A 25,507-nucleotide genomic window follows, 5' to 3' on the forward strand; every position below is an offset into this window, starting at 1 on the left:
GTATGCCTGTCTGGAATGTTGCCGCGGCGCAGTATGGCGCCACACCCAATGACCTCGAGGTGAATATCAAACATCATTTAGATTTTGTTCGCTGCGCTGTTGCTGAACGAATAGATCTACTGGTATTCCCCGAACTTTCCCTCAGCGGTTTTAACATTGAAAACCACCACGTTTGTGCCCTTCCCTTCACCGATGAACGCCTGAATCCTTTGCAAGATGCTGCCGTAAAACACCATATGACTATTGTCGTGGGTCTTCCATTGCGCAGTGAACAAGGAGTATCGCCAGGGTCGGTAGGTTTTTTGCCTGATGGCTCCCGAGTAGCCTGCTGCAAACCACAAACCTGCGATCTTGATCTCCCCGATCAACACACGCCATTGGTAGGTTTGCACAATCGTAGCGTGGCGATGGGGTTTAGCACCGACAGTGATGAAGAAACCTGGCCACGCAGTGCAGCTGAAATGGGTGCAAGTCTCTATGCCACAGGGAAATTCATTAATGAAATCAGCTACCAGAAAGATGAAATGTACCTGCAACGCTGGGCCCATAAATACAACTTGCCCGTTTTATTAGCTAACCATGCGTTTTCTACCGGCAAATATCGATCTGCGGGGCGCAGCGCTTGCTGGGACGATCGTGGTGAATTAGTGGTTCGCGCCGATCATGGCGAGCTTCTGGCAGTTGGAAGACGTGATGCAAAAGGTTGGCACGGGGAAATCATTCCATTACGCTAGCGCATTAATAAAACACGCTAAGGCTTGATGGAGTAAATATGCTGCGCATTATTGATACTGAAACCTGTGGTCTACAGGGTGGCGTGGTAGAAGTTGCCTCTGTCGATATCGTCAATGGCAAGATTGTTAATCCGATGAGTGACCTGGTACGCCCGGATCGTCCCATTAGCTACCAGGCGATGGCCATTCACAAAATTACCGAAGAGATGGTCGCGGATAAACCGTGGATTGAAGATGTTATTCCGCGCTATCACGGCAGCCCATACTACGTGGCCCATAACGCCAGTTTTGACCAACGTATGCTGCCTGAAATGCCCGATAGCGAGTGGATTTGCACGGTAAAACTGGCACGCCGTTTATGGCCTGGCATCAAATACAGCAATATGGGTTTATATAAATCTCTTAAGCTGGAAGTTGTGACACCTGCCGGCCTGCACCATCACCGCGCGCTATTTGATTGCTATATCACCGCTGCTTTACTGATTCGCATAATGGATGAGTCAGGTTGGACACCAGACGAAATGGTGACGATTACAGGTCGTCCAGTGCTTGTGAAAACCATGGCGTTTGGTAAATATCGCGGCGAGCCGATTGCGGAAATTGCAGATAAAGATCCGGGCTATTTACGATGGATGTTAAATAACATCAAAGAATTAGCCCCAGATCTTAGAATGACATTAAAGCATTATCTCGAGGATTAGTAACAGCCTATCCCGCTCGCCCTGGTAAAGTTCCTTGTGCCAGGGCTATCAAGAAAGCGAACTCCAGAGCGACACCTTCGTAAGATTTAAATCTCCCCGATTTCCCGCCGTGCCCTGAGTCCATATCAGTACATAAAAGCAGCAAATTATCGTCACTACGTAGTTCACGCAGTTTTGCGACCCACTTAGCTGGCTCCCAATATTGCACCTGAGAATCATGCAGTCCGGTGGTTACCAGCATGTGCGGGTAGGCTTGTTCGGTGATTTGATCGTACGGGCTGTACTGTTTGATGTAATGGTAATACTCAGGGTCTTGAGGATTCCCCCACTCTTCAAACTCCCCGGTCGTGAGTGGAATGGACTCATCGAGCATCGTCGTTAACACATCAACAAATGGCACCTGTGCAACAACACCGTGGAATAGTTCTGGACGCATATTAATTGCGGCCCCTACCAGTAAGCCCCCTGCACTCCCTCCCATCGAATAGAGCAGCTTTTCGTTACCGTACCCCTGTTTAAGCAAGCTATCACAGACATCCAGATAATCATTGAAGGTGTTCATTTTCTTCAGATATTTACCATCCTCATACCATTGCTGGCCGAGTTCACCACCTCCGCGTACATGCGCGATGGCATAGACAAAGCCACGGTCCAACAGGCTTAGACGGCTGCTGCTGAAATCCGCATCCATGCTGCTCCCATAAGAGCCATAGCCATATACCAGCAAAGGGTTTTTCCCGCGCTGGAAATGTTCACGATGGTAGACCAAAGAAACCGGCACCTGAACGCCATCACGTACTGTGACCCATACATGTTCACTGCGATAATGGCTGGCATCGAAACCTGCAACTTCGGTTTGCTTAATCACGCGTCGCTCACCGGTATCCATATCCAGTTCAAATAATGTATCTGGCGTAGTCATTGATGAGTAACCGTAACGCAGACGCGAAGACTCCGGTTCCGGATTATGTCCAAGCCAGGTTACATAAGCGGGGTCGTCAAAAGCAATTCCCGTCACTTCGCGAGTTTTGCGATTAATTTGGCGTAAACTGGTCAGCCCTTGTTGTCTTTCCTCAACAACCAACCAATCGGTAAATAACGTAAAGCCTTCCAGCATGACGTTTTCGCGCGGAGGAATCAGCTCTTCCCATTGGCTTTCATCACGCACTTTTGTGCGGTACAAACCAAAGTTTTTACCTTCCCGATTCGAGCGCATATAGAAATTATGCTGGAAGTGATCGAGGGTGTATTCGTGATCTTTGCGGCGTGGCAAAAAGCTTTGCGGTTGCGCGTCTACCAGTTCGGCATCAAGCAACAGCACTTCGCTGGTGGTAGCACTGCTGAGATAAATTAGAACGAAGTGTTTCGAAGTGGTTTTATGCACGCTGACATAGAACATTTCATCTTTTTCTTCGTAGACTAATTCATCTTCGGAGGATGGATGCCCCACTGTGTGGCGCCAGACCTGATACGGCAGTAACGTTTTGGGATGCTTGCGGACGTAATAAAGCGTGGCGGAATCATTCGCCCAGACAAAACTGCTATCGACATTATCCAACACTTCCGGATACCAGTTCCCGCTTTCCAGATTGCGGAAGCGCAGTCCATACTGACGGCGTGAGAGGAAATCTTCTGCCAGCGCCAGGACTGTGTTATCTGGCGTAATGCTCATGCCACCCATGGTATAAAACTCGCTGTGGGCAGCACGGTGATTGCCATCTACCAGCGTGCTCCACTCTTCCCATTCCTCCGACACCACAGACTGGCGCTGATAAATAGCGTATTCGTTACCGGTTTCGAAAATCTGGCGATAGCGATAACCATTTTGCGTATAAGGTGCGGAAATATCACGCTGAGGGATACGGTCGATCATCTCTTTAAGCAGGCGTTCTTGCAATGCCTGCTGCGAACTCATGATTTGGTGACCGTAATCATTCTCCTGATGAAGATAATCAAGTACCTGCGCATCAGATCGCTCATCATCACGCAGCCAGTAATAATTATCGATGCGGGTATCACCATGCATGGTCATGGTGTGGGGAATTTTTTTTGCTTTTGGTGGCATGTCATTTTTCTTTTTGAGTTAACACCCTGTAAGGGTGGCAAATTCAGACAGCCTTGCAAGCGTAACGTGGGATTTTAAGGAAAATGCCGGGATTAACCCGGCAGATTGAGTTTCTGTTGCTGAATATCTTGTTCAATGCCTTCGCGTACATCCTGCGGGATTTTTAGCGCATCCCCCAACGCATTGAGATAACTGCGCTCCATAAAATGATCAATGTCGATTGCAGCACAGCTTAAGAAATAAAGTTCCAGCGCTTCCTCTTCGTTATTAACACCTTGAACCAGGCGTTGCGGATCAAGAGGCTGATCGATTGCTTGCTGAATTAAATTACGCCCAGGCCCTTCGATACCCGCGTCACGTAATTGCTGCTCGATAATCTGACGTTCTTTATCATCAATGTGACCATCACTTTTGGCAGCGAACACCAGAGCGGTAATCAGGCGCTCCGTACGCACATCGACAGGTGACTGCTGCTGCCCAAACTGCGGCTCACCCTGATGGGCTTCACGCACTCGGTCTTTATATTTGTTCCACAGTACGCTTCCCGCAACCGCACCACCGCCGACCAATAACGCACTGGTGCCGTACTTGGTCAGGAGTTTCCGCGACGATTTGCTCGCCAGCAGCAAACCCGCTAAGCCACCGAGTGCGCCAGGCACCAGTAACTTACTCAGCCCCTGAGAATTGTTTCCCTGAGGAGTTTGTGAGGATCGATTCTGACCAGTGTGATTCTGGATGGATTGCGTCGCTTGCCCCAGCATAGACTGAAGCTGCTGTAACCAATTGCTCATTAGAGACACCCTTTGTGAGAACTTAACATCTGAGGTTAAGCCAAAGGCTGTCAAGAAGTGTCTGATAAGGCTAAAGATGAGAAAAGAACCGCGCCGGGAACGCGACGCGATAAAAACTTATGCAGCTTTCGTGCGCTTACGCGGGTGTTCAGCTACTTTGTCATCAGAAATGGGGTCTTCAACAACCACTTCATCGACTGCAATCTCATCGCTTACTGTGGCACTTTCCAGATCCGGCAATTTGCCGCTTTTCAGCACGGAGGAAAGCACGTCTTTGTTTTCTGCCATCCACATGGCCAGCACATCATTTTGCCCTTCTTCGAGAGCAACGGGGCTGTGTACGAGCCACTCGCTCAATACTTCTGCCAGGTCGAGCATTTTGTCGTAGGCGTCTGCATCTTTTTTACTGGCAAAAGACATTTTTTCTTGCCCCTCTCGTACAACAACGTATTTGATTTCAACCGCCATTTTGCAGCTCCGGTTTAACTGTTTATTTAAACAGTGTAATGATATTACCCCTGTATCGCAAGTGGGAAAATCGCTGCGCACGCAAACGTTTTCGTTTATAATCCGCCGGTCTATTTTCTCCGTTCGGGTATACAGATTATGTCAATTTTGGGAACAGCACTTCGTCCGTCAGCTACACGAGTCATGTTGTTAGGGTCAGGCGAATTAGGAAAAGAAGTGGCGATAGAATGCCAGCGTCTTGGTCTGGAAGTTATCGCCGTAGATCGCTACGCCGATGCCCCCGCGATGCATGTTGCTCACCGCAGCCACGTCATTAATATGCTCGACGGCGCCGAACTTAAAAAGTTGGTCTCCGTAGAGATGCCCGATTTCATCGTTCCCGAAATTGAAGCCATTGCCACAGACATGTTGGTTGAACTCGAACACCAGGGTCAGTGTGTAGTGCCTTGCGCGCGCGCAACACAACTGACCATGAACCGCGAAGGTATTCGTCGCCTGGCAGCAGAAGAACTCTCCCTCCCAACCTCCAGCTTCCGTTTTGCCGATAACGAAGAGGCATTTTTACAGGCCGTTAAAGAAATCGGTTTACCTTGCATCGTTAAACCGGTGATGAGCTCTTCCGGCAAAGGACAAAGTTTTATCCGCACAGCAGATCAGTTAGCCAAAGCATGGGAGTACGCGCAAGAAGGCGGCCGCGCGGGGAAAGGCAAAGTGATTGTCGAAGGCGTGGTAAATTTCGATTTCGAAATCACCCTACTGACCATTAGTGCTGTCGACGGCGTGCATTTCTGCGCTCCAATCGGGCATCGTCAGGAAGATGGCGACTACCGCGAATCCTGGCAACCTCAGAAAATGAGCCATATCGCTCTGGGTCGCGCGCAAGCAATCGCTGAAAAAGTGGTGAAGGCGTTGGGTGGTTATGGTTTGTTTGGCGTCGAACTGTTCGTATGCGGTGACGATGTTATTTTTAGTGAAGTCTCCCCTCGTCCACACGACACTGGCATGGTGACGCTAATTTCTCAGGACGTTTCAGAGTTTGCGCTGCACGTCCGCGCTTTCCTTGGCTTGCCAATTGGCGATATTCGCCAGTATGGCCCTGCGGCTTCCGCGGTGATCCTTCCAGAATTGAACAGCGATAACGTGCAGTACGGCAATGTGGGTGCCGCACTAGGCGCGGGCTTGCAAGTGCGTCTGTTTGGTAAACCAGAGATTAACGGTAAGCGTCGGATGGGTGTGGCACTGGCAACGGGCTCCAGTGTAGAAGATGCCATTGCGCGGGCCATTGCCGCAACAAAAGCAGTAAGTGTAACGGGTTAAAAAAATCCCCGCTCTTTCGAGCGAGGATTCAATTACACGAATAATTCGAGTTGCATCAAGGCGGCGACGCAGCAAATCCCCAGGAGCTTACATTAGTGAGTGACTGGGGTGAGCGAGGAAGCCAACGCATCTACGACTCGAAGGATGACGTGTTATTTCGCGCCTTCAACTGCTTCACGGGCAAGTGTTGTAATGCGATCATAATCGCCTGCTTCCAGCGCGTCAGCCGGAACCAACCATGAACCACCGATGCACAGAACGCTTTTCAGCGCCAGGTAGTCGCGATAGTTAGCAGGGGTAATGCCGCCGGTTGGGCAGAAACGAACCTGAGAGAATGGACCTGCGATAGCTTGCAGCGCTTTGGTGCCGCCATTAGCTTCAGCCGGGAAGAATTTGAATTCTTTCAAGCCGTAGTCCAGACCCAGCATCAGTTCAGAAACAGTGCTGATACCTGGGATCAATGGAATTGAGCCTTCGGTTGCTGCTTTCAGCAGTGGCTCAGTCAGGCCAGGGCTGATAGCAAACTGAGCACCAGCTTCAGTCACTTCTGCCAGTTGCTCTGGGTTCAGAACCGTACCCGCACCAATAATCGCTTCTGGTACTTCATTAGCGATAGCGCGGATAGCATCCATTGCACATGGAGTACGCAGAGTCACTTCCAGAACACGTACGCCGCCTGCAACTAAAGCTTTAGCCATTGGTACTGCGTGTTCCAGTTTGTTAATTACGATTACCGGGACAACCGGTCCTGTTTTCAGGATCTGTTCCGCAGTAGTTTTCCAGTTTTTCATCTCAAGAGCCTCTTCAACCAACTTTATAATTCGTTTCCAGTGCAGCAAGTGCTGCGTCCGGTCCTTAAAATTTAATGCAGGTCGCGCCTTGTTCCGCGCCAGATAACTGTTCGCGTAACGCGCTAAATAGTTCACGGCCGGTTCCAACGCGTTCCGCGCTAAGATCCGGGTGGTATGCAGTGCGTTTTGCAAGCTCGGCGCCATCGACCAGCAATGTCAGTTCACCCGTTTGCCCGTTGACACGAATCATGTCGCCGTCCCGGACTTTTGCCAGTAGCCCACCATCATAAGCTTCTGGAGTAACATGGATTGCAGAGGGCACCTTTCCTGATGCGCCCGACAGTCGTCCATCAGTGACTAACGCTATTTTGAAACAGCGGTCCAATAATACCCCAAGTGGCGGCATAAGTTTATGTAATTCTGGCATGCCGTTCGCTTTTGGCCCCTGATGGCGAACAACAACGACGCAATCACGGTCCAGAAGGCCTGCTTCGAAAGCAGGTAAGACGTCATGCTGGCTTTCGAAAATGACTGCTGGTGCTTCGATAACCTGGTTTTCCACCGGCACCGCAGACGTTTTCATAACCGCACGCCCCAGGTTGCCGCTAAGTACTTTCGTACCGCCATGTTTTGAGAATGGTTTTTCGAAGGTCGCGATAACATCAGTATCGAGCGCGGTAGTTGCGCCTTCACGCCATGCCAGTTGGCCGTTATCCAACCATGGCTCCATGGTGTAATGATGCAAACCAAAGCCCGCTACAGTGTTCACATCTTCATGCAGCAAACCACCTTTGAGCAGTTCACGCATCAGTACTGGCACACCACCTGCGGCCTGGAAATGGTTAATATCCGCCGGGCCGTTCGGATACAGACGTGCTAACAGTGGCACCACATCGGAAAGATCGGAGAAATCGTCCCAGTTAATGATAATGCCCGCCGCACGAGCCATCGCTACCAGGTGCATGGTGTGGTTAGTTGAACCACCAGTGGCCAGCAAGGCAACTATGCCGTTTACAACAACTTTTTCATCAATCATTTTACCGAGTGGCATCCACTCATTGCCATTGCCGGTCAGACGCGTGACCTGCCGTGCTGCCGCAGCAGTCAATTCGTGGCGTAGAGGGGCATCCGGATGAACAAATGAAGAACCTGGCAACTGCATACCCATGAACTCAACCACCATCTGGTTGGTGTTGGCAGTGCCATAGAATGTACAAGTACCCGGTGCGTGGTAAGAAGCAGCTTCAGATTCCAGAAGCGCGATGCGATCCACTTTACCTTCAGCATAAAGTTGGCGAATACGTACTTTTTCTTTATTCGGTAAACCGCTGGCCATTGGGCCTGATGGCACAAATACCGCAGGGAGATGGCCAAATGACAATGCAGCCATGGTTAAACCAGGAACGATTTTATCGCACACGCCGAGATACAACGCGCCATCGAACATGTTATGAGAAAGGCCGATTGCCGTAGACATTGCGATAATCTCACGGCTTAGCAATGACAGTTCCATACCATCCTGCCCTTGCGTCACGCCATCACACATCGCAGGAACGCCACCGGCAACTTGCCCAACCGCCCCCACTGAATGCAATGCTTTTCGGATCTGGTCAGGGTAATACTCATACGGCTGGTGAGCGGAGAGCATGTCGTTATAGGACGTGATGATCGCAATGTTGTTACGCAGCATGCTTTTCAGCGCGGCTTTATCTTCTGGCTGACAAGCGGCAAAGCCGTGTGCCAGATTGCCACATGCTAATTCAGAGCGATGTACGGTGTTCGACTTCGCTTTTTCAATCCGTGCCAGGTAGGCTTCACGGGTTTGGCGGGAGCGTTCAACAATACGTTGTGTTACGCGTAACAAATTAGGATTCATAACAAGTCCTCATAAAGTGGCTGCCGTCGCTTTAGGCAGGTGGTCGACGTTACCGGCTCTTTTCTCATCTTGTGAGGCGGCATTCCGTACCATCAGGGCAAAATCGCTTCAGCTAGTGTAAATAAAAAAGCCCTGCTGGTGAATCCAGTCAGGGCTTTTAAATTAAAAAATTTCCACAGTACGAGTGCTAGATCATGTTACCGGTAAAATATAAATCATTTGTTACGCGATATTTGCACAATTACACCAATTCTATCCGCTGAATCATTCGAGTGCCGCCAACAACTTTGCCACTCGAAGGATGACTCAGATTATTCGAACTCGTTCCATGACCGCCCATCACGGGTGATCATTGCAACTGATGCCACAGGACCCCAGGTTCCAGCCTGATAAGGTTTAGGTGCGTCGTTATCCGCTGCCCACGCCTCTGTGATGGAGTCAACCCACTTCCATGCTTCTTCTACTTCATCACGACGCACGAACAGTGCCTGGATACCACGCATGGTTTCCAGTAACAGGCGCTCGTAAGCATCTGCCAGATGTGATTCATTGAAGGTTTCGGAGTAGCTCAGATCAAGCTTAGTGGTTTGCAGGTTGTGCTTGTGTTCAAGTCCTGGCACTTTGTTGAGCACCTGAATATCCACACCTTCGTCCGGTTGCAGACGGATGGTGAGCTTGTTTTGTGGCAAATCTTGCCAGGAGTCTTTGAACAAGTTCAACGGTGGGCTTTTGAAATAGACTACAACTTCGGAACATTTGGTCGGCAGACGTTTGCCTGTGCGCAAATAGAACGGTACACCTGCCCAGCGCCAGTTATCAATATCCACACGGATTGCTACAAAGGTCTCCGTGCTACTGCTTTTGTTCGCACCTTCTTCCTCAAGATAACCAGGAACTTTTTTACCCTGCGCAAAGCCCGCGGTGTACTGACCACGAACCGTTTTTTCACGCACATTACTGCGGTCAATACGACGCAGGGATTGCAGCACTTTAACTTTCTCGTCGCGAATATGGTCTGCGGTGAGATCGGACGGCGGAGACATCGCAATCATGCACAGAATTTGCAGTAAGTGGTTTTGAATCATGTCGCGCATCTGCCCGGCCTGGTCAAAGTAACCCCAGCGCCCTTCGATACCCACTTCTTCTGCTACCGTAATTTCCACGTGATCGATAGTTTTGTTATCCCAGTTGTTGGCAAACAGGGAGTTCGCAAAACGTAATGCCAGCAGGTTTAGTACGGTTTCTTTACCTAAATAGTGGTCAATACGATAGACCTGACACTCTTCAAAATACTCGCCAACCTGGTCGTTGATTTCCTGGGAAGTCGCAAGCGAGGTGCCAAGTGGTTTTTCCATGACAACACGGGCAGGTTTAGCGTTTAGTTTCGCCTTGCCCAGACCTTTACAGATTGCGCCAAAAGTATTCGGCGGCATAGCAAAGTAGTTGATGGTGACGCGATTTTGCTGATCGAGCATCTTACCGAGTTTGGTAAAGGCTGCAGTATCGTTAACATCCAGGTTGCAAAAATCGAGACGGCCGCTCAATTTATCCCACAGGCTTTCGTCGATCTTTTCCTTCATAAAGGTTTCGATCGCTTCGCGCACTACTTTGGTATAAGCCTCTTTATCCCAATCAGCGCGGCCCACGCCCAGAATGCGCGTCTCCGGGTGGATCTGCCCTGCCTTCTCCAGTTGATACAGGGATGGCAGAAGTTTCCGACGCGCAAGGTCGCCCTTTGCGCCGAAAATCACCAGGTCACATGCCTGAGCTGTCTGTGTTACCGCCATGTCTATTCTCCTCGTTTCGGATGTCCGGAAGTATGATATGTACCGGCCCGTTTGTAATTTTATTACAGAACAATGTACTGCTTTTGCTGAGTTCAGGTAAGTCTTCAGCCATTATTTGATCGCATTCATGAACAAGACTTGGCCACTAATACCATTTCACGGCAATAAATCGAATTTTTCGAAGTTTCGTTGTTGATGTATACCATGTCGAAAGTTAGACACTGATCATGTTATGAAAAAAAACAACATCATCACATCGATTAACTTGTCCAATCACTAATGGGCAAGCGTATATTCTTGCTAAATCGCGTCACGATTTCTCCATTTGTTGAAATCGACAAAATCCATGAATGCCGGACACCTATGAATATGCTGGACAAAATCCAGTCTCAACTGGAACACCTTAGCAAATCAGAACGTAAAGTCGCAGAAGTGATTCTTACCGCGCCTCAAGATGCCATTCACTCAAGCATTGCAACCCTTGCCCGCAGTGCCGATGTCAGCGAACCGACAGTCAACCGCTTTTGCCGTCGCCTTGAAACTAAAGGCTTTCCAGATTTTAAATTACATCTAGCGCAAAGTCTGGCGAATGGTACTCCTTATGTAAACCGGAATGTTGACGAAGACGACAGCGTTGAGGCTTATACCGGCAAAATCTTCGAATCCGCTATGGCAAGCCTTGATCAGGTACGGCAATCATTGGATATGGCAGCAGTCAATCGCGCTGTAGATTTACTTACCCAGGCCAAGAAAATCGCTTTCTTCGGTCTAGGTTCTTCAGCCGCTGTAGCGCATGACGCAATGAATAAATTCTTTCGTTTTAATGTGCCCGTTATCTATTCTGACGATGTCGTTTTGCAACGTATGAGCTGCATGAATTGTAGTGAAGAAGATGTCGTTGTACTCATCTCGCATACCGGGCGAACTAAAAATCTGGTCGAACTCGCACAACTGGCGCGTGAAAACGATGCCATTGTGCTGGCGATAACCTCAGAAGGTTCACCACTCGCTCGCGAAGCGACACTTTCTTTACTACTTGATGTGCCTGAAGACACCGATATCTATATGCCAATGGTGTCGAGACTGGCGCAATTAACAGTAATAGATGTACTTGCCACCGGTTTTACTTTACGCCGTGGGGCAAAATTCAGAGATAACTTGAAGCGAGTCAAAGAAGCGCTCAAGGAATCGCGTTTTGATAAGGGGCTGTTTGTTTCTGGTGAAAACACTTAAGTTTCCATAACAAAACTGTAACTTTTTAGGCTATTCGGTTAAGTTGTTGCTTTGCGTTTTTAACGCATTCTGATTTTCCGAATCTTTTGTTAACGCAACACCAAAGTTGTTTCAGTCAACGGAGTAATACATGTCCAGACGGCTACGTAGAACCAAAATCGTTACCACTTTAGGCCCAGCCACCGATCGCGACAATAATCTGGAAAAGATTATCGCTGCTGGCGCTAACGTGGTGCGTATGAACTTTTCCCACGGCACCGCAGAAGATCACCAGATCCGTGCTGATAAAGTTCGTGAAATTGCCGCGAAACTGGGTCGTCATGTCGCTATCCTGGGCGATTTGCAGGGACCAAAGATTCGTGTATCTACCTTTAAAGAAGGTAAAGTATTCCTTAATATCGGCGACAAATTCCTGCTTGATGCCAACCTGGGCAAGGGCGAAGGCGACAAAGAAAAAGTCGGTATCGACTACAAAGGTCTGCCTGCTGACGTTGTAACCGGTGACATCCTGCTGCTTGATGACGGTCGCGTACAGTTAAAAGTCCTGGAAGTTCAGGGTATGAAAGTGTTCACAGAAGTCACCGTGGGTGGCCCGCTGTCTAACAACAAAGGCATCAACAAGCTGGGCGGTGGTTTGTCTGCTGAAGCTCTGACCGAAAAAGACAAAGCAGATATTCTGACCGCTGCCAAAATCGGTGTTGATTACCTGGCTGTTTCCTTCCCACGTTGTGGTGAAGACCTGAACTATGCTCGCCGTCTGGCGCGCGAAGCTGGTTGTGATGCGAAGATTGTCGCTAAAGTTGAACGTGCCGAAGCGGTATGCGACGAAGCGGCCATGGACGACGTTATCCTTGCTTCTGACGTTGTGATGGTTGCTCGTGGTGACCTGGGTGTTGAAATCGGTGACCCAGAGTTGGTCGGTATTCAGAAAACCCTGATTCGTCGTGCGCGTAAACTTAACCGCGCGGTTATCACAGCGACCCAGATGATGGAGTCGATGATTACCAACCCAATGCCAACTCGTGCCGAAGTTATGGACGTGGCGAACGCCGTACTGGACGGTACCGATGCGGTAATGCTTTCTGCAGAAACTGCGGCAGGCCAATATCCTGCTGAAACCGTCGCGGCAATGGCGCGTGTTTGCCTGGGTGCTGAGAAAATCCCAAGCATTAACGTTTCCAAACACCGTCTGGACGTACAATTCGACAACACAGAAGAAGCGATTGCAATGTCTGCGATGTACGCGGCAAACCACCTGAAAGGTGTTACTGCAATCATCACTATGACTGAATCTGGCCGCACCGCACTGATGACTTCACGTATCAGCTCCGGTTTGCCAATCTTCGCGATGTCTCGCCACGAGCGCACGCTGAACCTCACCTCTTTGTACCGTGGCGTAACGCCTGTGTTCTTTGATAGCCCAAGCGACGGTGTTGCCGCTGCAAACGATGCAGTGAATCTACTGCGTGACAAAGGCTACCTGGTTTCTGGCGATCTGGTTATCGTCACCCAGGGCGATGTGATGAGTACCATTGGTACCACCAACACCACGCGTATTCTGTGTGTTGAGTAATCCATCTGCATAAAAACAAAGGGGCCAATTGGCCCCTTTATCATTTCTTTGGATAAAGCTCTTTGCGGCGGTAAGGTTCTGTCTCCCCTTCCTTTCGCGTTTTAAGCAATTTAAGTATCCAGGTATATTGCTCGAGATTCGGCCCTACCAGAATTTCCACTTCTTCGTTCATGCGTCGGGCAATCGTATTGTCGTCTGCATCAAGCAGGTCATCCATCGGCGGGCGAATATGAATATCCAGGCGATGCGTCTTGCTGTTATAAACCGGGAACAGCGGAACAACGCGCGCGCGTGATATTTTCATCAAGCGGCCAATCGCTGGTAGTGTCGCTTTATATGTTCCGAAGAAATCGACAAATTCACTGTGCTCGGCACCATGGTCCTGGTCTGGCAGATAATATCCCCAATATCCCTGTCGCACAGAGCTGATAAACGGCTTAATCCCATCGTTACGCGCGTGCAGTCGTCCACCGAAACGGCGACGCACGGTATTCCACATGTAATCAAATAGCGGGTTGCCCTGATTGTGGAACATCGCCGCCATTTTCTGCCCCTGAGACGCCAATAGCATTGCAGGAATATCCACCGCCCAGCCATGCGGGACGAGGAAGATGACATTTTCTTCGCGTTGTTTTAGCTCGTCGATAATCTCTTTGCCATGCCAGTCAACACGCTGCATAACTTTTTGCGGATCTTTAATCGCAAGCTCCGCCATCATCACCATCGCCTGAGGGGCAGTGGCAAACATTTCGTCAATAACAGCTTCACGGTCAGCTTCCGGCATATCGGGGAAGCAATAAAGCAGGTTTATTTGTGCACGACGGCGCGCACTTTTACCAAAGCGTCCGGCAATACGCCCCACTTTGCCCAACAAGGGGTCACGCAGTGCCGGCGGTAACATTGCAAGCCCTGCAAAAGCGCCAACGCCTAACCAGGCGCCCCAAAATTTCGGGTGCAAGAAGGCCTTTTGAAATTCAGGAATGAACTCACTGTGACTTTTTTTTGCTTTTTCCATGCATATTCTCAGTACAGCATCAAATCGTTGATGACATGAATTTGTAAGTATCTTAGCGGGCTAATGCCCATCAGACAAAGAAAAAGCCGGCAACAAAGTACCGGCTTTTTTCATAAGGTTGGATTAATTGAAGCTAAGTTGCGGTGTGACTTCACGAACTTGCGCCAGATAATCGCTACGATCCGAGCCTGTGAGCCCTTCGGTACGAGGCAATTTCGCGGTTAATGGGTTTACCGCCTGCTGGTTAACCCACACTTCATAATGCAAATGCGGCCCCGTAGAACGCCCGGTATTACCTGAGAGTGCAATACGGTCTCCACGCTTCACTTTCTGCCCTGGCTGAACCAACAGCTTTTTCAGGTGCATATAGCGAGTGGTATATGTACGACCATGGCGGATAGCAACAAAGTAACCAGCTGCACCACTACGTTTGGCCATAACAACTTCACCATCACCGACAGCCAGCACAGGAGTACCTTGCGGCATCGCAAAATCGACACCTTTGTGCGGGGCCACACGCCCGGTTACTGGATTCAGGCGACGCGGGTTAAAGTTTGACGAAATACGGAATTGTTTAGCCGTTGGGAAGCGCATAAAACCTTTCGCAAGCCCGGAACCACTGCGATCGTAGAATTTGCCGTCTTCCGCACGAATGGCGTAGTAATCTTTTCCACTGCTGCGCAGGCGCACACCAACTAATTGGCTTTGTTCACGTTTCCCATCAAGCATTTCGCGCGACATCAGCACAGAAAACTCATCGCCTTTCTTCAGTTTGCGGAAATCCATTTGCCACTGCATGGCTTTAATAACCGAGCTTATCTCAGCACTGGTCAATCCGGCATCTTTCGCACTACTGACAAAGCTATTACCAACTGTGCCTTTCAGTACATTGTTAACCCATTCGCCTTGCTGCATTTCACTGCTGAGTTTGAAAGTACTGCCTGAACGGTCGTATGTTCGCGTTTCGCGGCGTGACATTTCCCATGTCAGGCGTTGTAGTTCACCATCGTCATTTAACGTCCAGGAGATCTGTTGGCCGATTTTCAGGTTACGAAGATCTTTATCTACCGTCGCAAGCTGGCTGATATCGCCCATGTCGATACCATATTGATTCAGGATGCTACCGAGCGTATCCCCCGTCGACACGACATATTCATGAACTCCTGTTTCACCGGCAGTTTTGTCATCCAGTTCATCTTGCGGAATTGTGTCGTCTTCTGCGTCCGGAGACTGATCTAACGGTTCACTGGCTTCCGGGAGCAACGAACGAATTTCGCTTTTCTCAAGCTCAATGGTTTTAATGACGGGGCTGGCTTCAGGATGATAGACGTACGGTCGCCAGACTGCGACCGCAAGTGTAAGAACTGTAAGAGACCCCAGCATAACGCGGTGGGGCCGGGACAAATTGTCGAATGCCAGGGCGACAGAGCGGGCTATCTGTTGCACGTATTCACTTCCTCATTAATCTCCTTTCAGGCAGCTCGCATATTGGTTCGCAAGCCCGCTCAAAAACTGCATATAGCTGTCTTTGCCGAGCTTAACCTCTATCCCCAGCGGATCTAGCGTCCCACTTCGAACGTTAGTGCCACGGGCAACGGCATTAATAACTGCTGGCCTGAATTGTGGTTCAGCAAAAACGCACACGGCTTTTTGCGCAACCAACTGTGTTCTGATGTCATGTAAACGCTGCGCACCGGGTTGGATTTCTGGGTTAACGGTAAAATGGCCAAGTGGCGTCAGACCGTAATGTTTTTCAAAGTAGCCATAAGCGTCGTGAAAAACGAAATACCCTTTTCCTTTGAGCGGCGCGAGCACGCTACCAATTTGCTTATCGATGTTGGCTAATCCTAACTCGAAAGTTTGCAAATTGGCGTCAAGTTTGGCTCTATTTTGGGGCATAAGTTCCACTAATTTATCGTGGATTGCAACCGCTGACAGGCGCGCTACCTCTGGCGAAAGCCAGATATGCATGTTGTATTCACCATGATGGTGATCTTCGTCACTATTTTCGGCTGAATGGTCATGTCCTTCGTGACCATGTTCGTCATCGTCATCACCTTTCATTAGCAACGGTTTCACACCTGGCAAAGCAGCAAGTTGCACTTGTTTTTGTTCAGCTAATTGCTTAACCGATTTCTGCATGAAGGCTTCCATTTCAGGGCCAACCCACACAACTAAGTCCGCGCTTTGTAAGCGTTTTACATCAGATGGACGAAGTGCATAATCATGCTCAGAAGCACCATCGGGTAGCAAAACCTCGGTAGGCGTCACGCCGTCAGCGATCGCTGCGGCAATGAAACCTAATGGCTTGATAGACGCAACCACAGCAGCCTCGGCCGGGACCGTTGCCGCTCCCAAAAAAGCAGTTGTTAAAGCTGCGCAAAGAAATGAGTTTTTATGTAACATAATGCGACTTTTCATCGTTATGAATATGAGAAGTGTGATATTATAACATCCGCTAACTTCTGCAACCCCTGAAATTGTCATGACAAATCTGGTATCACTGGAAAATATTTCTGTTTCTTTCGGACAACGCCGCGTGCTGTCTGATATTTCACTCGATCTCAAACCAGGCCGCATTTTGACGCTGCTTGGGCCAAACGGTGCAGGGAAATCAACATTAGTTCGTGTGGTTCTTGGACTGGTAGCCCCGGATGAGGGAGTTATCAAGCGTGACCGCGACTTGCGAATTGGTTACGTACCGCAAAAATTACATCTTGATGCCACCCTCCCCTTAACCGTTAGTCGGTTTATGTGTCTGCGTCCTGGCGTGAAGAAGGCCGATATTCTCCCCGCATTAAAACGCGTTCAGGCAGCCCATTTGATTGAAGCACCGATGCAAAAACTCTCCGGTGGAGAGAACCAACGCGTGCTATTGGCTCGCGCATTGTTAAATCAGCCACAGTTGTTGGTGCTTGATGAGCCAACCCAGGGCGTTGATGTAAACGGCCAACTGGCGCTGTACAACCTGATTGATCAACTACGGCAGGAACTGAATTGCGCAGTGATGATGGTTTCCCACGACCTGCATTTGGTGATGGCTAAAACCGATGATGTGCTGTGTCTGAACCACCATATTTGCTGTTCGGGTACGCCTGAAGTGGTGTCGATGCATCCGGAATTTATTTCGATGTTTGGCGCGCGTGGTGCGGAGCAGTTAGGGATTTATCGCCATCACCATAACCACCGTCACGATCTTACCGGACGTATTGTTCTGCGCAGAGGGAATGGCCAGTCATGATTGAATTGTTGTTGCCCGGTTGGCTTGCCGGGATTTTGCTGGCGTGTGCCGCAGGTCCGCTAGGTTCGTTTGTTGTCTGGCGTCGCATGTCCTACTTTGGCGATACGCTGGCTCACGCATCTTTGCTGGGTGTGGCATTTGGTCTGCTGCTCAATGTAAACCCGTTTTATGCGGTGATTGCGGTAACGTTAATGCTGGCGTTAGGTCTGGTCTGGCTCGAAAAACGCCCGCATCTTGCGTTAGATACTTTGCTTGGAATAATGGCTCACAGCGCATTGTCATTAGGCCTGGTCGTGGTCAGTTTAATGTCTAACGTGCGTGTCGATTTGATGGCGTATCTGTTTGGCGACCTACTTTCCGTCACGATGACCGATATTATCTCTATTGCGCTGGGTGTCGCCGTGGTCGTTGGCGTGCTGCTTTGGCAATGGCGAAACCTGTTGTCGATGACTATCAGCCCGGACCTTGCGCATGTAGACGGCGTAAATCTGCAACGCGTGAAGATGCTACTTATGCTGGTGACCGCACTGACCATTGGTGTAGCAATGAAATTTGTTGGCGCGTTGATAATAACTTCACTGCTGATTATCCCTGCAGCAACAGCACGTCGCTTTGCGCGTACGCCTGAACAAATGGCAGGTTTTGCCGTGATTATCGGTATGCTTTCAGTGACGGGTGGACTGACGTTCTCTGCATTCTATGACACGCCCGCTGGGCCTTCAGTCGTGCTGAGCTCGGCGGTGTTGTTTATTCTGAGTATGACAAAGAAGCAGGCTGCTTAAGATAGTGTTGGATGGCGCTTGCGCTTATCCAACCTACAAAACGCAATACCTTAGGGCGGATAAGCGCAAGCGCCATCCGCCTTTTTACTCACTGTTATGCGTCCGGCTGCACAATTCCAAAGTGAGTCCAGGCTCTTGGTGTCGCTATACGTCCACGTGGCGTACGTTGCAAAAAGCCCTGCTGAATCAGGAAGGGCTCCAGCACATCTTCAATCGTTTCCCGCTCCTCGCCAATTGCTGCTGCAAGGTTGTCCAACCCGACTGGGCCGCCAAGGAATTTGTCTATCACCGCCAGCAATAACTTGCGGTCCATATAGTCAAACCCTTCGGTATCGACATTGAGCATATCCAGCGCCTGCGAAGCAATTTCGGCACTGATGGTGCCATCATGGCGCACTTCGGCAAAGTCACGCACACGACGCAGTAAACGGTTGGCAATACGTGGTGTTCCGCGCGCACGACGGGCCACTTCTAACGCGCCCTCTTCGCTCATTTCCAGCCCCAACACGCTCGCGCTGCGGCCAACAATGTGCTGCAAATCGGCAACCTGGTAAAATTCGAGGCGCTGCACAATACCAAAACGGTCACGCAGTGGTGAAGTCAGAGAACCGGCTCGCGTCGTTGCACCAATCAGGGTAAAGGGAGGTAAATCAATCTTAATTGACCGAGCGGCTGGACCTTCACCAATCATGATATCGAGTTGGTAATCTTCCATTGCCGGATAAAGCACTTCTTCGACGACCGGTGAAAGGCGATGGATTTCATCAATGAACAGCACGTCGTGCGGTTCAAGATTGGTCAGCATCGCCGCCAAATCCCCTGCTTTTTCCAGCACGGGGCCAGAAGTGGTACGCAGATTAACGCCCATTTCATTCGCCACGATATTCGCGAGCGTCGTTTTCCCCAAACCCGGAGGGCCGAAAATTAGTAGATGATCGAGCGCATCCCCACGCAGTTTCGCCGCCTGAATGAATATCTCCATTTGCGAGCGCACCTGCGGCTGGCCGACGTAATCCGCCAAAAAACGTGGGCGAATCGCGCGGTCAATTAATTCGTCTGGGGTAATGGTATCTGGTGAAACCAGACGGTCTGCTTCAATCATCCTTCATCTACCTCAGGGGCTTTAAAGTGCGGCACGAAGTGCTTCACGGATCAGAGTTTCACAATCAGCACCTGCACGCCCTACTTTGCTGATCATTCTGCTGGCTTCTTGTGGTTTATAGCCCAGCGATACTAGTGCCGCAACCGCTTCCGACTCCGCGTCGTCTGTTACACCGCTTTCAGGCGCAGTCAGCACCAAATCTGACGCCGGAGTAAACAGGTCGCCATGCATTCCTTTGAAGCGGTCTTTCATTTCTACAATCAAACGCTCTGCGGTCTTTTTACCTACTCCTGGCAGTTTGACCAGAGAACCGATCTCTTCACGCTCGACAGCATTCACAAACTGCTGGGCAGACATACCCGAGAGAATAGCCAGCGCCAGTTTCGGGCCAACACCATTCACTTTGATAAGTTCACGGAACAGGGTGCGTTCTTGTTTATTGTTGAAACCGTAGAGCAACTGCGCGTCTTCACGCACTACAAATTGAGTAAACACCACGGCTTCTTTACCGATTTCCGGTAACTCGTAGAAGCAGGTCATCGGCATATGGACTTCATACCCTACGCCGCCGACTTCCATAAGTACCAACGGTGGCTGTTTTTCCAGGATGATGCCTCTGAGTCGTCCAATCACGTTATTCTGCTCCCACGGTTGTGCTAAAAAATTTTGCCTATCATATAAAAAAGGCTGGATAAATATCCAGCCCTATTTATTTTAATCGTCCCCGCGCCAGATTAAGCCGCGTATCGCTCATCTGCATCGAGTTCTGCGTCACATGGCAATGCGTAATCGCGATAGCCAAAGCATCTGCCGCATCGGCTTGTGGATTAGCAGAGAGCTTCAGCAAAGTACGTACCATATGCTGAACCTGGCTTTTTTCTGCACTCCCAATGCCAACCACTGTCTGTTTAACCTGACGAGCCGCATACTCGAACACCGGCAGATCATGGTTTACCGCTGCAACAATCGCGGCACCGCGCGCCTGGCCGAGTTTCAGTGCAGAATCGGCATTCTTCGCCATAAACACAGATTCGATAGCAAAATATTCTGGCTGGAACTGGGTAATGATTTCGCTCACCCCCGCGTAGATAAGCTTCAAACGCGAGGGTAAGTCAGTAACCTGAGTACGAATACAGCCGCTACCTAAATAGGTAAGTTGCCGACCAGTCTGGCGTATGACGCCGTAACCGGTAACGCGCGACCCCGGATCGATACCGAGAATAATCGCCATCACGCGTTCCTCATAAACAGCAGGACGGATTCAGACAACACCATTACAGGGTTGCCGCAACCTCGTCAGAGATCTCACCGTTGTGATAAACCTCTTGCACGTCATCACAATCTTCAAGCATATCGATAAGACGCATCAGTTTCGGAGCTGTTTCTGCATCCATATCCGCTTTAGTGGATGGAATCATAGAGACTTCAGCTTCGTCTGCTTTAAGGCCAGCAGCTTCAAGTGCATCACGTACTGCACCCATTTCTTCCCAGGCAGTAAACACGTCGATTGCGCCGTCGTCATATGCAACAACGTCTTCAGCACCCGCTTCCAGAGCAGCTTCCATCACGGTGTCTTCATCTTTGCCTGGAGCATAAGAGATAACGCCTTTTTTGGTGAACAGGTAGGCTACAGAGCCATCAGTTCCCAGGTTACCACCGCATTTGTTGAACGCGTGACGTACTTCAGCCACGGTACGGTTGCGGTTGTCACTCAGGCATTCAACCATCACGGCTGAACCGCCAGGACCGTAACCTTCATAAATGATGGTTTCCATGTTCGCGTCTTCGTCACCGCCGACACCGCGCGCAATCGCACGGTTTAAGGTGTCACGCGTCATGTTGTTGGATAACGCTTTATCAATCGCTGCACGCAGACGCGGGTTAGAACCAGCATCGCCACCGCCCAAACGGGCAGCAGTCACCAGCTCGCGAATGATTTTGGTAAAGATTTTACCGCGTTTGGCATCCTGCGCAGCCTTGCGGTGTTTTGTGTTGGCCCACTTACTATGACCTGCCATAAAAATATCTCCAAAATAGCTACCTGACGGCAGCATTAATTACAAACTCTTCAATCGCTTCCCGGTTGCTCCACGACTTGGTCATAGCAGCCGCAGCTTGTGCGTCTGTCCACTCCCAGGCCAAATGCTCCGAAATGGTAATCGGCCGTTCGTTTGGCAGCGTAAGACAGAACCAATATTCCGTGTTGCGCGTAATTCCCGGGGCATAGCGATGACGCAAATGTGTAAAAATCTCGAACTCCACACAGCGTTGGCAGTCAATCAAGGCCAGTTGCTCTGAGACAACATCGATATCGACCTCTTCCTTTACTTCACGCTGTGCGGCATAGAGCGCGGTTTCACCTTCTTCTATGCTGCCGGTAACCGACTGCCAGAATTCAGGATCGTCGCGCCGCTGTAACATGAGCACCCGTCCGGTGTCTTGGGCATAAATGACCACTAGAACCGAAACGGGAGGCTTGTACACTTTATCCTTCACGTTGCCTCTTTGTTGGCTGCCTTCATTCATCCCACTCACATAGTTATCTATGCTCATGGGAATTCACTCAGTTGCCGCCTCGACGCAACACGAATGATTGCGTGCACGGAGACCATTTATTCTTTCTCAGCCTTTTTAATGACGGCTACACCCAGTTCAGCAAGTGCTGTTGGGTTGGCAAAGCTTGGTGCTTCGGTCATCAGACACGCTGCTGCGGTTGTTTTCGGGAACGCGATAACATCACGGATGTTGTCGGTACCGGTCAACAGCATGGTCAGACGGTCCAGACCAAACGCCAGGCCTGCATGCGGTGGAGTACCGTATTTCAGCGCATCAAGCAGGAAGCCGAACTTCTCGCGTTGGTCTTCTTCGGTAATACCCAAAATGCCGAAAACAGTCTGCTGCATCTGGCCATTGTGAATACGTACGGAACCGCCGCCCACTTCATAACCGTTGATAACCATATCGTATGCGTTCGCAACTGCGGCTTCCGGATCGGCCGCCAGTTCTTCTGGTGACATATCTTTTGGCGCAGTGAACGGATGGTGCATCGCGGTCAGACCGCCTTCACCGTTGTCTTCAAACATAGGGAAGTCGATAACCCACAACGGTGCCCATGCGTTCTCATCGGTGATGCTCAGATCTTTACCAATTTTCAGACGCAGTGCGCCAAGCGCATCGGCAACCACTTTCTTGTTGTCTGCGCCGAAGAAGATCATGTCGCCGTCTTGTGCGCCGGTACGGGCCAGAATAGCTTCAACGATTTCTGCGTTCAGGAATTTAGCTACCGGGCTTGTGATACCTTCGATGCCTTTAGCGCGTTCGTTCACTTTGATGTAAGCCAGCCCTTTCGCGCCGTAAATCTCAATGAACTTGCCGTAATCGTCAATCTGTTTACGGCTTAACTGTGCGCCACCTGGCACACGCAGTGCAGCAACGCGGCCTTTTGCATCATTTGCCGGGCCCGAGAACACTTTAAACTCAACGTCTTTAAGCAGGTCAGCAACATCCACCAGCTCCATTGGGTTACGCAGGTCTGGTTTGTCAGAACCGTAACGACGCTCAGCCTCAGCGAAAGTCATGATTGGGAAATCGCCCAGGTCGACGTTTTTCACGTCCAGCCATAGATCACGAACCAACTTTTCCATCACGTCACGCACTTGTGGAGCAGACATGAAGGAGGTTTCGACGTCAATCTGAGTAAATTCAGGCTGACGGTCAGCACGCAAATCTTCGTCACGGAAGCACTTAACGATTTGATAGTAACGGTCAAAGCCAGACATCATCAGAAGCTGTTTGAACAACTGTGGAGATTGCGGCAGCGCGTAGAATTTACCTTTGTGAACACGGCTTGGCACCAGGTAGTCGCGCGCGCCTTCTGGTGTAGCTTTGGTCAGCATTGGGGTTTCGATATCAAGGAAACCGTGGTCGTCCATAAAGCGGCGCACAAAGCTGGTGATTTTCGCACGAGTCTTCAGACGGTTAGCCATTTCCGGGCGACGCAAATCCAGGTAGCGGAATTTCAGGCGCGCTTCTTCGGTGTTGACGTGGTTAGAGTCCAGCGGCAACGCTTCAGAACGGTTGATAATGGTCAGGTCGGTTGCGAAAACTTCCACAGCTCCGGTAGCCATATCTTTGTTGATGTTTTTCTCATCACGCGGACGAACAGTACCGGTAATTTGGATGCAGAACTCATTACGCAGTTCGGATGCAAGCTGGAACGCGTCCTGACGATCAGGATCGAAAAACACCTGCACGATGCCTTCGCGATCGCGCATATCAATAAAGATAAGGCTACCGAGGTCACGACGACGATTGACCCAACCACACAGTGTTACTTGTTGTCCCACATGGGATTGATTTAGCTGCCCGCAATATACTGTACGCATGAGATATCCCTTAAATTAGCCGCTCACTGTCCACTACCTGCAACGGTGGCCACTATTTTTGTCTGTCATCTATTGATAAAAAAGGGGGTTATTATACTGGAAATAATGGCTCACGATAAGCCCGATACGACTGACTGACGCGTTTCAAAGCGCCTTGTTTTAGCAAAACTCACAAAAATTAACAAAATTTGTAAACTGTCGGCCCCTGGTTTCATCGTAAGGTATTAGCCGATCAACTTATTTTTCCCCGGAGTCACCCAATGTTAGAACTGAATACTTCCCGAACCGCACTGGTAATCATTGATTTGCAGGAAGGGATCCTGCCGTTTGCTGGCGGCCCGCATAGTGCACAGGATGTGGTGGCTCGTTCAGCAAGGCTTGCTGATAAATTTCGTGAAAATGGCTCACCGGTCGTCATGGTCCGCGTTGGTTGGTCAAAAGACTTTGGCGATGCGCTCAAACCACCGGTTGATGCACAACCAGCGGCACACTCTTTGCCTGAAAACTGGTGGGATTATCCGCAAGCTTTGGGTAAAAAAGACAGTGACATTGAAGTGACTAAACGCCAGTGGGGCGCGTTCTACGGCACAGATCTGGAACTACAGCTGCGCCGTCGTGGTATCGATACCATCGTGCTATGCGGCATTGCCACTAACATTGGTGTGGAATCCACCGCTCGTAACGCCTGGGAACTGGGCTTCAATCTGGTGATTGCAGAAGATGCCTGTAGTGCCGCAAACGGCGAACAGCATCAGGGCAGCATGACTCATATTTTCCCGCGCATCGCCCGTGTTCGTAGTACAGAAGAAGTCCTTTCCGCGCTGTGATTTATATTGGCCTTCCACAATGGTCGCATCCGCATTGGGTGCGCCTTGGCATAACTTCTCTTGAAGATTACGCTCGCCACTTTAATTGTGTGGAAGGCAACACCACGCTTTATGCACTACCTAAAGCGGAGATTGTGTCACGCTGGCGCGATATGACCGATGACGATTTCCGCTTTTGCTTTAAATTCCCGGCAACCATTTCCCATAATGCAGCACTGCGCCAGTGCGGCGATTTAACCGCTGAGTTTCTCGAAAGGATGTCGCCGCTGGCAAATCGCATTGGCCAATACTGGTTGCAGCTTCCGGCAACATTTGGGCCTTCCGATTTACCCGCGCTGTGGAATTTTCTCGATGCTTTACCAAAAGAATTCACCTATGGCGTAGAAGTCCGTCACCCTTCTTTTTTTGATAAAAGTGCCGATGAGCAAGCGTTTAATCGGGGTTTGCATCAGCGTGGCGTTAACCGGGTTATTCTCGATAGCCGCCCGGTTCATAGCGCAACCCCCAGCAATGAGGCGATTCGCGATGCACAGCGTAAAAAGCCTAAAGTGCCGGTGCATGCGCTAGTCACAGCAAATAATCCTGTGGTGCGTTTTATCGGTAGCGACGATATGCAGCAAAATCAGGTGTTTTTTGATGTCTGGTTAAAAACGCTATCAAAATGGGCGCAAAGCACTACCCCCTACCTATTTTTGCACACCCCGGATATCGGTCTGGTGCAAGACTTAGTTCATACGCTATGGCCGGGCTTGCAACAGGCTTTTCCCGCATTGGGCAACGAACCGGCAATTCCAAAGCAGAACTCCCTATTTTAGGGGT

Annotated in this window: 24 protein-coding genes; 9 read left to right on the forward strand and 15 right to left on the reverse strand. The window is 50.0% G+C overall.

What is annotated here, in order from left to right; genetic code table 11:
• Positions 1-2 precede the first annotated feature (2 nt).
• Together M979_RS08445 and exoX are read left to right on the forward strand one after the other, a co-directional pair.
• Positions 3-734: a carbon-nitrogen hydrolase family protein gene (locus M979_RS08445; RefSeq protein ID WP_064554450.1), complete on the forward strand. Its 732-nt coding sequence runs from the start codon at positions 3-5 to the stop codon at positions 732-734.
• Positions 735-772: 38 nt separating this feature from the next.
• The gene (gene exoX / locus M979_RS08450; RefSeq protein ID WP_064554451.1) at positions 773-1,435 is read left to right on the forward strand and encodes an exodeoxyribonuclease X; all 663 of its coding nucleotides are present in this window, start codon (positions 773-775) and stop codon (positions 1,433-1,435) included.
• A gap of 7 nt (positions 1,436-1,442) precedes the next feature.
• On the opposite strand, the gene ptrB is transcribed toward exoX, so the two are convergent.
• From ptrB to M979_RS08465, 3 genes are all read right to left on the reverse strand, one after another.
• Entirely contained in the window at positions 1,443-3,500 is a 2,058-nt protein-coding gene (gene ptrB, locus M979_RS08455; RefSeq protein WP_064554452.1) for an oligopeptidase B, read from the reverse strand.
• Positions 3,501-3,592: 92 nt separating this feature from the next.
• Complete coding sequence (locus M979_RS08460; protein ID WP_064554453.1) at positions 3,593-4,291, reverse strand: tellurite resistance TerB family protein; 699 nt, start codon at positions 4,289-4,291, stop codon at positions 3,593-3,595.
• A 117-nt stretch (positions 4,292-4,408) separates the two neighbouring features.
• Entirely contained in the window at positions 4,409-4,759 is a 351-nt protein-coding gene (locus tag M979_RS08465; RefSeq protein ID WP_064554454.1) for a YebG family protein, read from the reverse strand.
• A 138-nt stretch (positions 4,760-4,897) separates the two neighbouring features.
• Here M979_RS08465 and purT point away from each other — a divergent pair, with 138 nt between their 5' ends.
• Entirely contained in the window at positions 4,898-6,076 is a 1,179-nt protein-coding gene (purT, locus tag M979_RS08470) for a formate-dependent phosphoribosylglycinamide formyltransferase (protein WP_064554455.1), read from the forward strand.
• 152 nt (positions 6,077-6,228) lie between these two features.
• On the opposite strand, the gene M979_RS08475 is transcribed toward purT, so the two are convergent.
• From M979_RS08475 to zwf, 3 genes are all read right to left on the reverse strand, one after another.
• Positions 6,229-6,867 (reverse strand): bifunctional 4-hydroxy-2-oxoglutarate aldolase/2-dehydro-3-deoxy-phosphogluconate aldolase, encoded by a 639-nt coding sequence (locus M979_RS08475; protein WP_064554456.1) that lies wholly within the window; start codon positions 6,865-6,867, stop codon positions 6,229-6,231.
• 64 nt (positions 6,868-6,931) lie between these two features.
• Positions 6,932-8,743, reverse strand: coding sequence for a phosphogluconate dehydratase (gene edd, locus M979_RS08480; RefSeq protein WP_064554457.1), 1,812 nt, complete (start codon positions 8,741-8,743; stop codon positions 6,932-6,934).
• 311 nt (positions 8,744-9,054) lie between these two features.
• Complete coding sequence (gene zwf, locus M979_RS08485; RefSeq protein WP_034455125.1) at positions 9,055-10,530, reverse strand: glucose-6-phosphate dehydrogenase; 1,476 nt, start codon at positions 10,528-10,530, stop codon at positions 9,055-9,057.
• A 363-nt stretch (positions 10,531-10,893) separates the two neighbouring features.
• Here zwf and M979_RS08490 point away from each other — a divergent pair, with 363 nt between their 5' ends.
• Positions 10,894-11,763, forward strand: coding sequence for a MurR/RpiR family transcriptional regulator (locus M979_RS08490; protein ID WP_034455124.1), 870 nt, complete (start codon positions 10,894-10,896; stop codon positions 11,761-11,763).
• Between the two features lie 130 nt (positions 11,764-11,893).
• Positions 11,894-13,336, forward strand: a complete 1,443-nt coding sequence (gene pyk / locus M979_RS08495; RefSeq protein WP_034455123.1) for a pyruvate kinase — start codon at positions 11,894-11,896, stop codon at positions 13,334-13,336.
• Between the two features lie 40 nt (positions 13,337-13,376).
• On the opposite strand, the gene lpxM is transcribed toward pyk, so the two are convergent.
• The 3 genes from lpxM to znuA all read right to left on the reverse strand — a co-directional run bounded on the left by lpxM (position 13,377) and on the right by znuA (position 16,757).
• Positions 13,377-14,351 (reverse strand): lauroyl-Kdo(2)-lipid IV(A) myristoyltransferase, encoded by a 975-nt coding sequence (lpxM, locus tag M979_RS08500; protein ID WP_064554458.1) that lies wholly within the window; start codon positions 14,349-14,351, stop codon positions 13,377-13,379.
• Positions 14,352-14,474: 123 nt separating this feature from the next.
• Complete coding sequence (gene mepM, locus M979_RS08505) at positions 14,475-15,797, reverse strand: murein DD-endopeptidase MepM (RefSeq protein WP_074388637.1); 1,323 nt, start codon at positions 15,795-15,797, stop codon at positions 14,475-14,477.
• A 15-nt stretch (positions 15,798-15,812) separates the two neighbouring features.
• Positions 15,813-16,757 (reverse strand): zinc ABC transporter substrate-binding protein ZnuA, encoded by a 945-nt coding sequence (gene znuA / locus M979_RS08510; protein ID WP_064554660.1) that lies wholly within the window; start codon positions 16,755-16,757, stop codon positions 15,813-15,815.
• A gap of 79 nt (positions 16,758-16,836) precedes the next feature.
• Here znuA and znuC point away from each other — a divergent pair, with 79 nt between their 5' ends.
• Entirely contained in the window at positions 16,837-17,592 is a 756-nt protein-coding gene (znuC, locus tag M979_RS08515; RefSeq protein ID WP_064554460.1) for a zinc ABC transporter ATP-binding protein ZnuC, read from the forward strand.
• Complete coding sequence (znuB, locus tag M979_RS08520) at positions 17,589-18,374, forward strand: zinc ABC transporter permease subunit ZnuB (protein ID WP_064554461.1); 786 nt, start codon at positions 17,589-17,591, stop codon at positions 18,372-18,374. Before znuC ends, znuB begins: the two co-directional genes overlap by 4 nt.
• Before the next feature lie 94 nt (positions 18,375-18,468).
• Here the strand turns inward: znuB and ruvB are convergent, their stop codons facing one another.
• The 6 genes from ruvB to aspS all read right to left on the reverse strand — a co-directional run bounded on the left by ruvB (position 18,469) and on the right by aspS (position 23,861).
• The gene (ruvB, locus tag M979_RS08525; protein ID WP_064554462.1) at positions 18,469-19,476 is read right to left on the reverse strand and encodes a Holliday junction branch migration DNA helicase RuvB; all 1,008 of its coding nucleotides are present in this window, start codon (positions 19,474-19,476) and stop codon (positions 18,469-18,471) included.
• Positions 19,477-19,497: 21 nt separating this feature from the next.
• A complete protein-coding gene (gene ruvA, locus M979_RS08530) occupies positions 19,498-20,109 on the reverse strand; it encodes a Holliday junction branch migration protein RuvA (RefSeq protein WP_034455117.1) in 612 nt (203 codons plus the stop codon).
• A 76-nt stretch (positions 20,110-20,185) separates the two neighbouring features.
• A complete protein-coding gene (gene ruvC / locus M979_RS08535; RefSeq protein WP_034455116.1) occupies positions 20,186-20,707 on the reverse strand; it encodes a crossover junction endodeoxyribonuclease RuvC in 522 nt (173 codons plus the stop codon).
• A gap of 43 nt (positions 20,708-20,750) precedes the next feature.
• Entirely contained in the window at positions 20,751-21,494 is a 744-nt protein-coding gene (locus M979_RS08540; protein WP_034457024.1) for a YebC/PmpR family DNA-binding transcriptional regulator, read from the reverse strand.
• A 19-nt stretch (positions 21,495-21,513) separates the two neighbouring features.
• Complete coding sequence (gene nudB / locus M979_RS08545) at positions 21,514-21,972, reverse strand: dihydroneopterin triphosphate diphosphatase (RefSeq protein ID WP_034457023.1); 459 nt, start codon at positions 21,970-21,972, stop codon at positions 21,514-21,516.
• 116 nt (positions 21,973-22,088) lie between these two features.
• Complete coding sequence (gene aspS, locus M979_RS08550; RefSeq protein WP_064554463.1) at positions 22,089-23,861, reverse strand: aspartate--tRNA ligase; 1,773 nt, start codon at positions 23,859-23,861, stop codon at positions 22,089-22,091.
• 260 nt (positions 23,862-24,121) lie between these two features.
• Here aspS and M979_RS08555 point away from each other — a divergent pair, with 260 nt between their 5' ends.
• Positions 24,122-24,688: a hydrolase gene (locus M979_RS08555; protein ID WP_064554464.1), complete on the forward strand. Its 567-nt coding sequence runs from the start codon at positions 24,122-24,124 to the stop codon at positions 24,686-24,688.
• Positions 24,685-25,503: a DUF72 domain-containing protein gene (locus M979_RS08560; protein ID WP_064554465.1), complete on the forward strand. Its 819-nt coding sequence runs from the start codon at positions 24,685-24,687 to the stop codon at positions 25,501-25,503. The genes M979_RS08555 and M979_RS08560 overlap by 4 nt, the downstream gene beginning before the upstream one ends.
• The last annotated feature ends 4 nt before the right edge of the window (positions 25,504-25,507 follow it).

Source organism: Buttiauxella noackiae ATCC 51607 (genome assembly GCF_001654865.1).
Classification (GTDB): Bacteria; Pseudomonadota; Gammaproteobacteria; order Enterobacterales; family Enterobacteriaceae; genus Buttiauxella; species Buttiauxella noackiae.

What these genes read in the sequence shown, in the direction of transcription:
- aspS (WP_064554463.1), bottom strand. Translation starts at nt 23,861, where the DNA reads ATGCGTACAGTATATTGCGGGCAGCTAAATCAATCCCATGTGGGACAA.
- znuC (WP_064554460.1), top strand. Translation starts at nt 16,837, where the DNA reads ATGACAAATCTGGTATCACTGGAAAATATTTCTGTTTCTTTCGGACAA.
- lpxM (WP_064554458.1), bottom strand. Translation starts at nt 14,351, where the DNA reads ATGGAAAAAGCAAAAAAAAGTCACAGTGAGTTCATTCCTGAATTTCAA.
- M979_RS08555 (WP_064554464.1), top strand. Translation starts at nt 24,122, where the DNA reads ATGTTAGAACTGAATACTTCCCGAACCGCACTGGTAATCATTGATTTG.
- M979_RS08540 (WP_034457024.1), bottom strand. Translation starts at nt 21,494, where the DNA reads ATGGCAGGTCATAGTAAGTGGGCCAACACAAAACACCGCAAGGCTGCG.
- ruvB (WP_064554462.1), bottom strand. Translation starts at nt 19,476, where the DNA reads ATGATTGAAGCAGACCGTCTGGTTTCACCAGATACCATTACCCCAGAC.
- M979_RS08445 (WP_064554450.1), top strand. Translation starts at nt 3, where the DNA reads ATGCCTGTCTGGAATGTTGCCGCGGCGCAGTATGGCGCCACACCCAAT.
- M979_RS08460 (WP_064554453.1), bottom strand. Translation starts at nt 4,291, where the DNA reads ATGAGCAATTGGTTACAGCAGCTTCAGTCTATGCTGGGGCAAGCGACG.
- pyk (WP_034455123.1), top strand. Translation starts at nt 11,894, where the DNA reads ATGTCCAGACGGCTACGTAGAACCAAAATCGTTACCACTTTAGGCCCA.
- M979_RS08475 (WP_064554456.1), bottom strand. Translation starts at nt 6,867, where the DNA reads ATGAAAAACTGGAAAACTACTGCGGAACAGATCCTGAAAACAGGACCG.
- M979_RS08465 (WP_064554454.1), bottom strand. Translation starts at nt 4,759, where the DNA reads ATGGCGGTTGAAATCAAATACGTTGTTGTACGAGAGGGGCAAGAAAAA.
- ptrB (WP_064554452.1), bottom strand. Translation starts at nt 3,500, where the DNA reads ATGCCACCAAAAGCAAAAAAAATTCCCCACACCATGACCATGCATGGT.
- znuA (WP_064554660.1), bottom strand. Translation starts at nt 16,757, where the DNA reads ATGTTACATAAAAACTCATTTCTTTGCGCAGCTTTAACAACTGCTTTT.
- ruvC (WP_034455116.1), bottom strand. Translation starts at nt 20,707, where the DNA reads ATGGCGATTATTCTCGGTATCGATCCGGGGTCGCGCGTTACCGGTTAC.
- purT (WP_064554455.1), top strand. Translation starts at nt 4,898, where the DNA reads ATGTCAATTTTGGGAACAGCACTTCGTCCGTCAGCTACACGAGTCATG.
- znuB (WP_064554461.1), top strand. Translation starts at nt 17,589, where the DNA reads ATGATTGAATTGTTGTTGCCCGGTTGGCTTGCCGGGATTTTGCTGGCG.
- M979_RS08490 (WP_034455124.1), top strand. Translation starts at nt 10,894, where the DNA reads ATGAATATGCTGGACAAAATCCAGTCTCAACTGGAACACCTTAGCAAA.
- exoX (WP_064554451.1), top strand. Translation starts at nt 773, where the DNA reads ATGCTGCGCATTATTGATACTGAAACCTGTGGTCTACAGGGTGGCGTG.
- zwf (WP_034455125.1), bottom strand. Translation starts at nt 10,530, where the DNA reads ATGGCGGTAACACAGACAGCTCAGGCATGTGACCTGGTGATTTTCGGC.
- edd (WP_064554457.1), bottom strand. Translation starts at nt 8,743, where the DNA reads ATGAATCCTAATTTGTTACGCGTAACACAACGTATTGTTGAACGCTCC.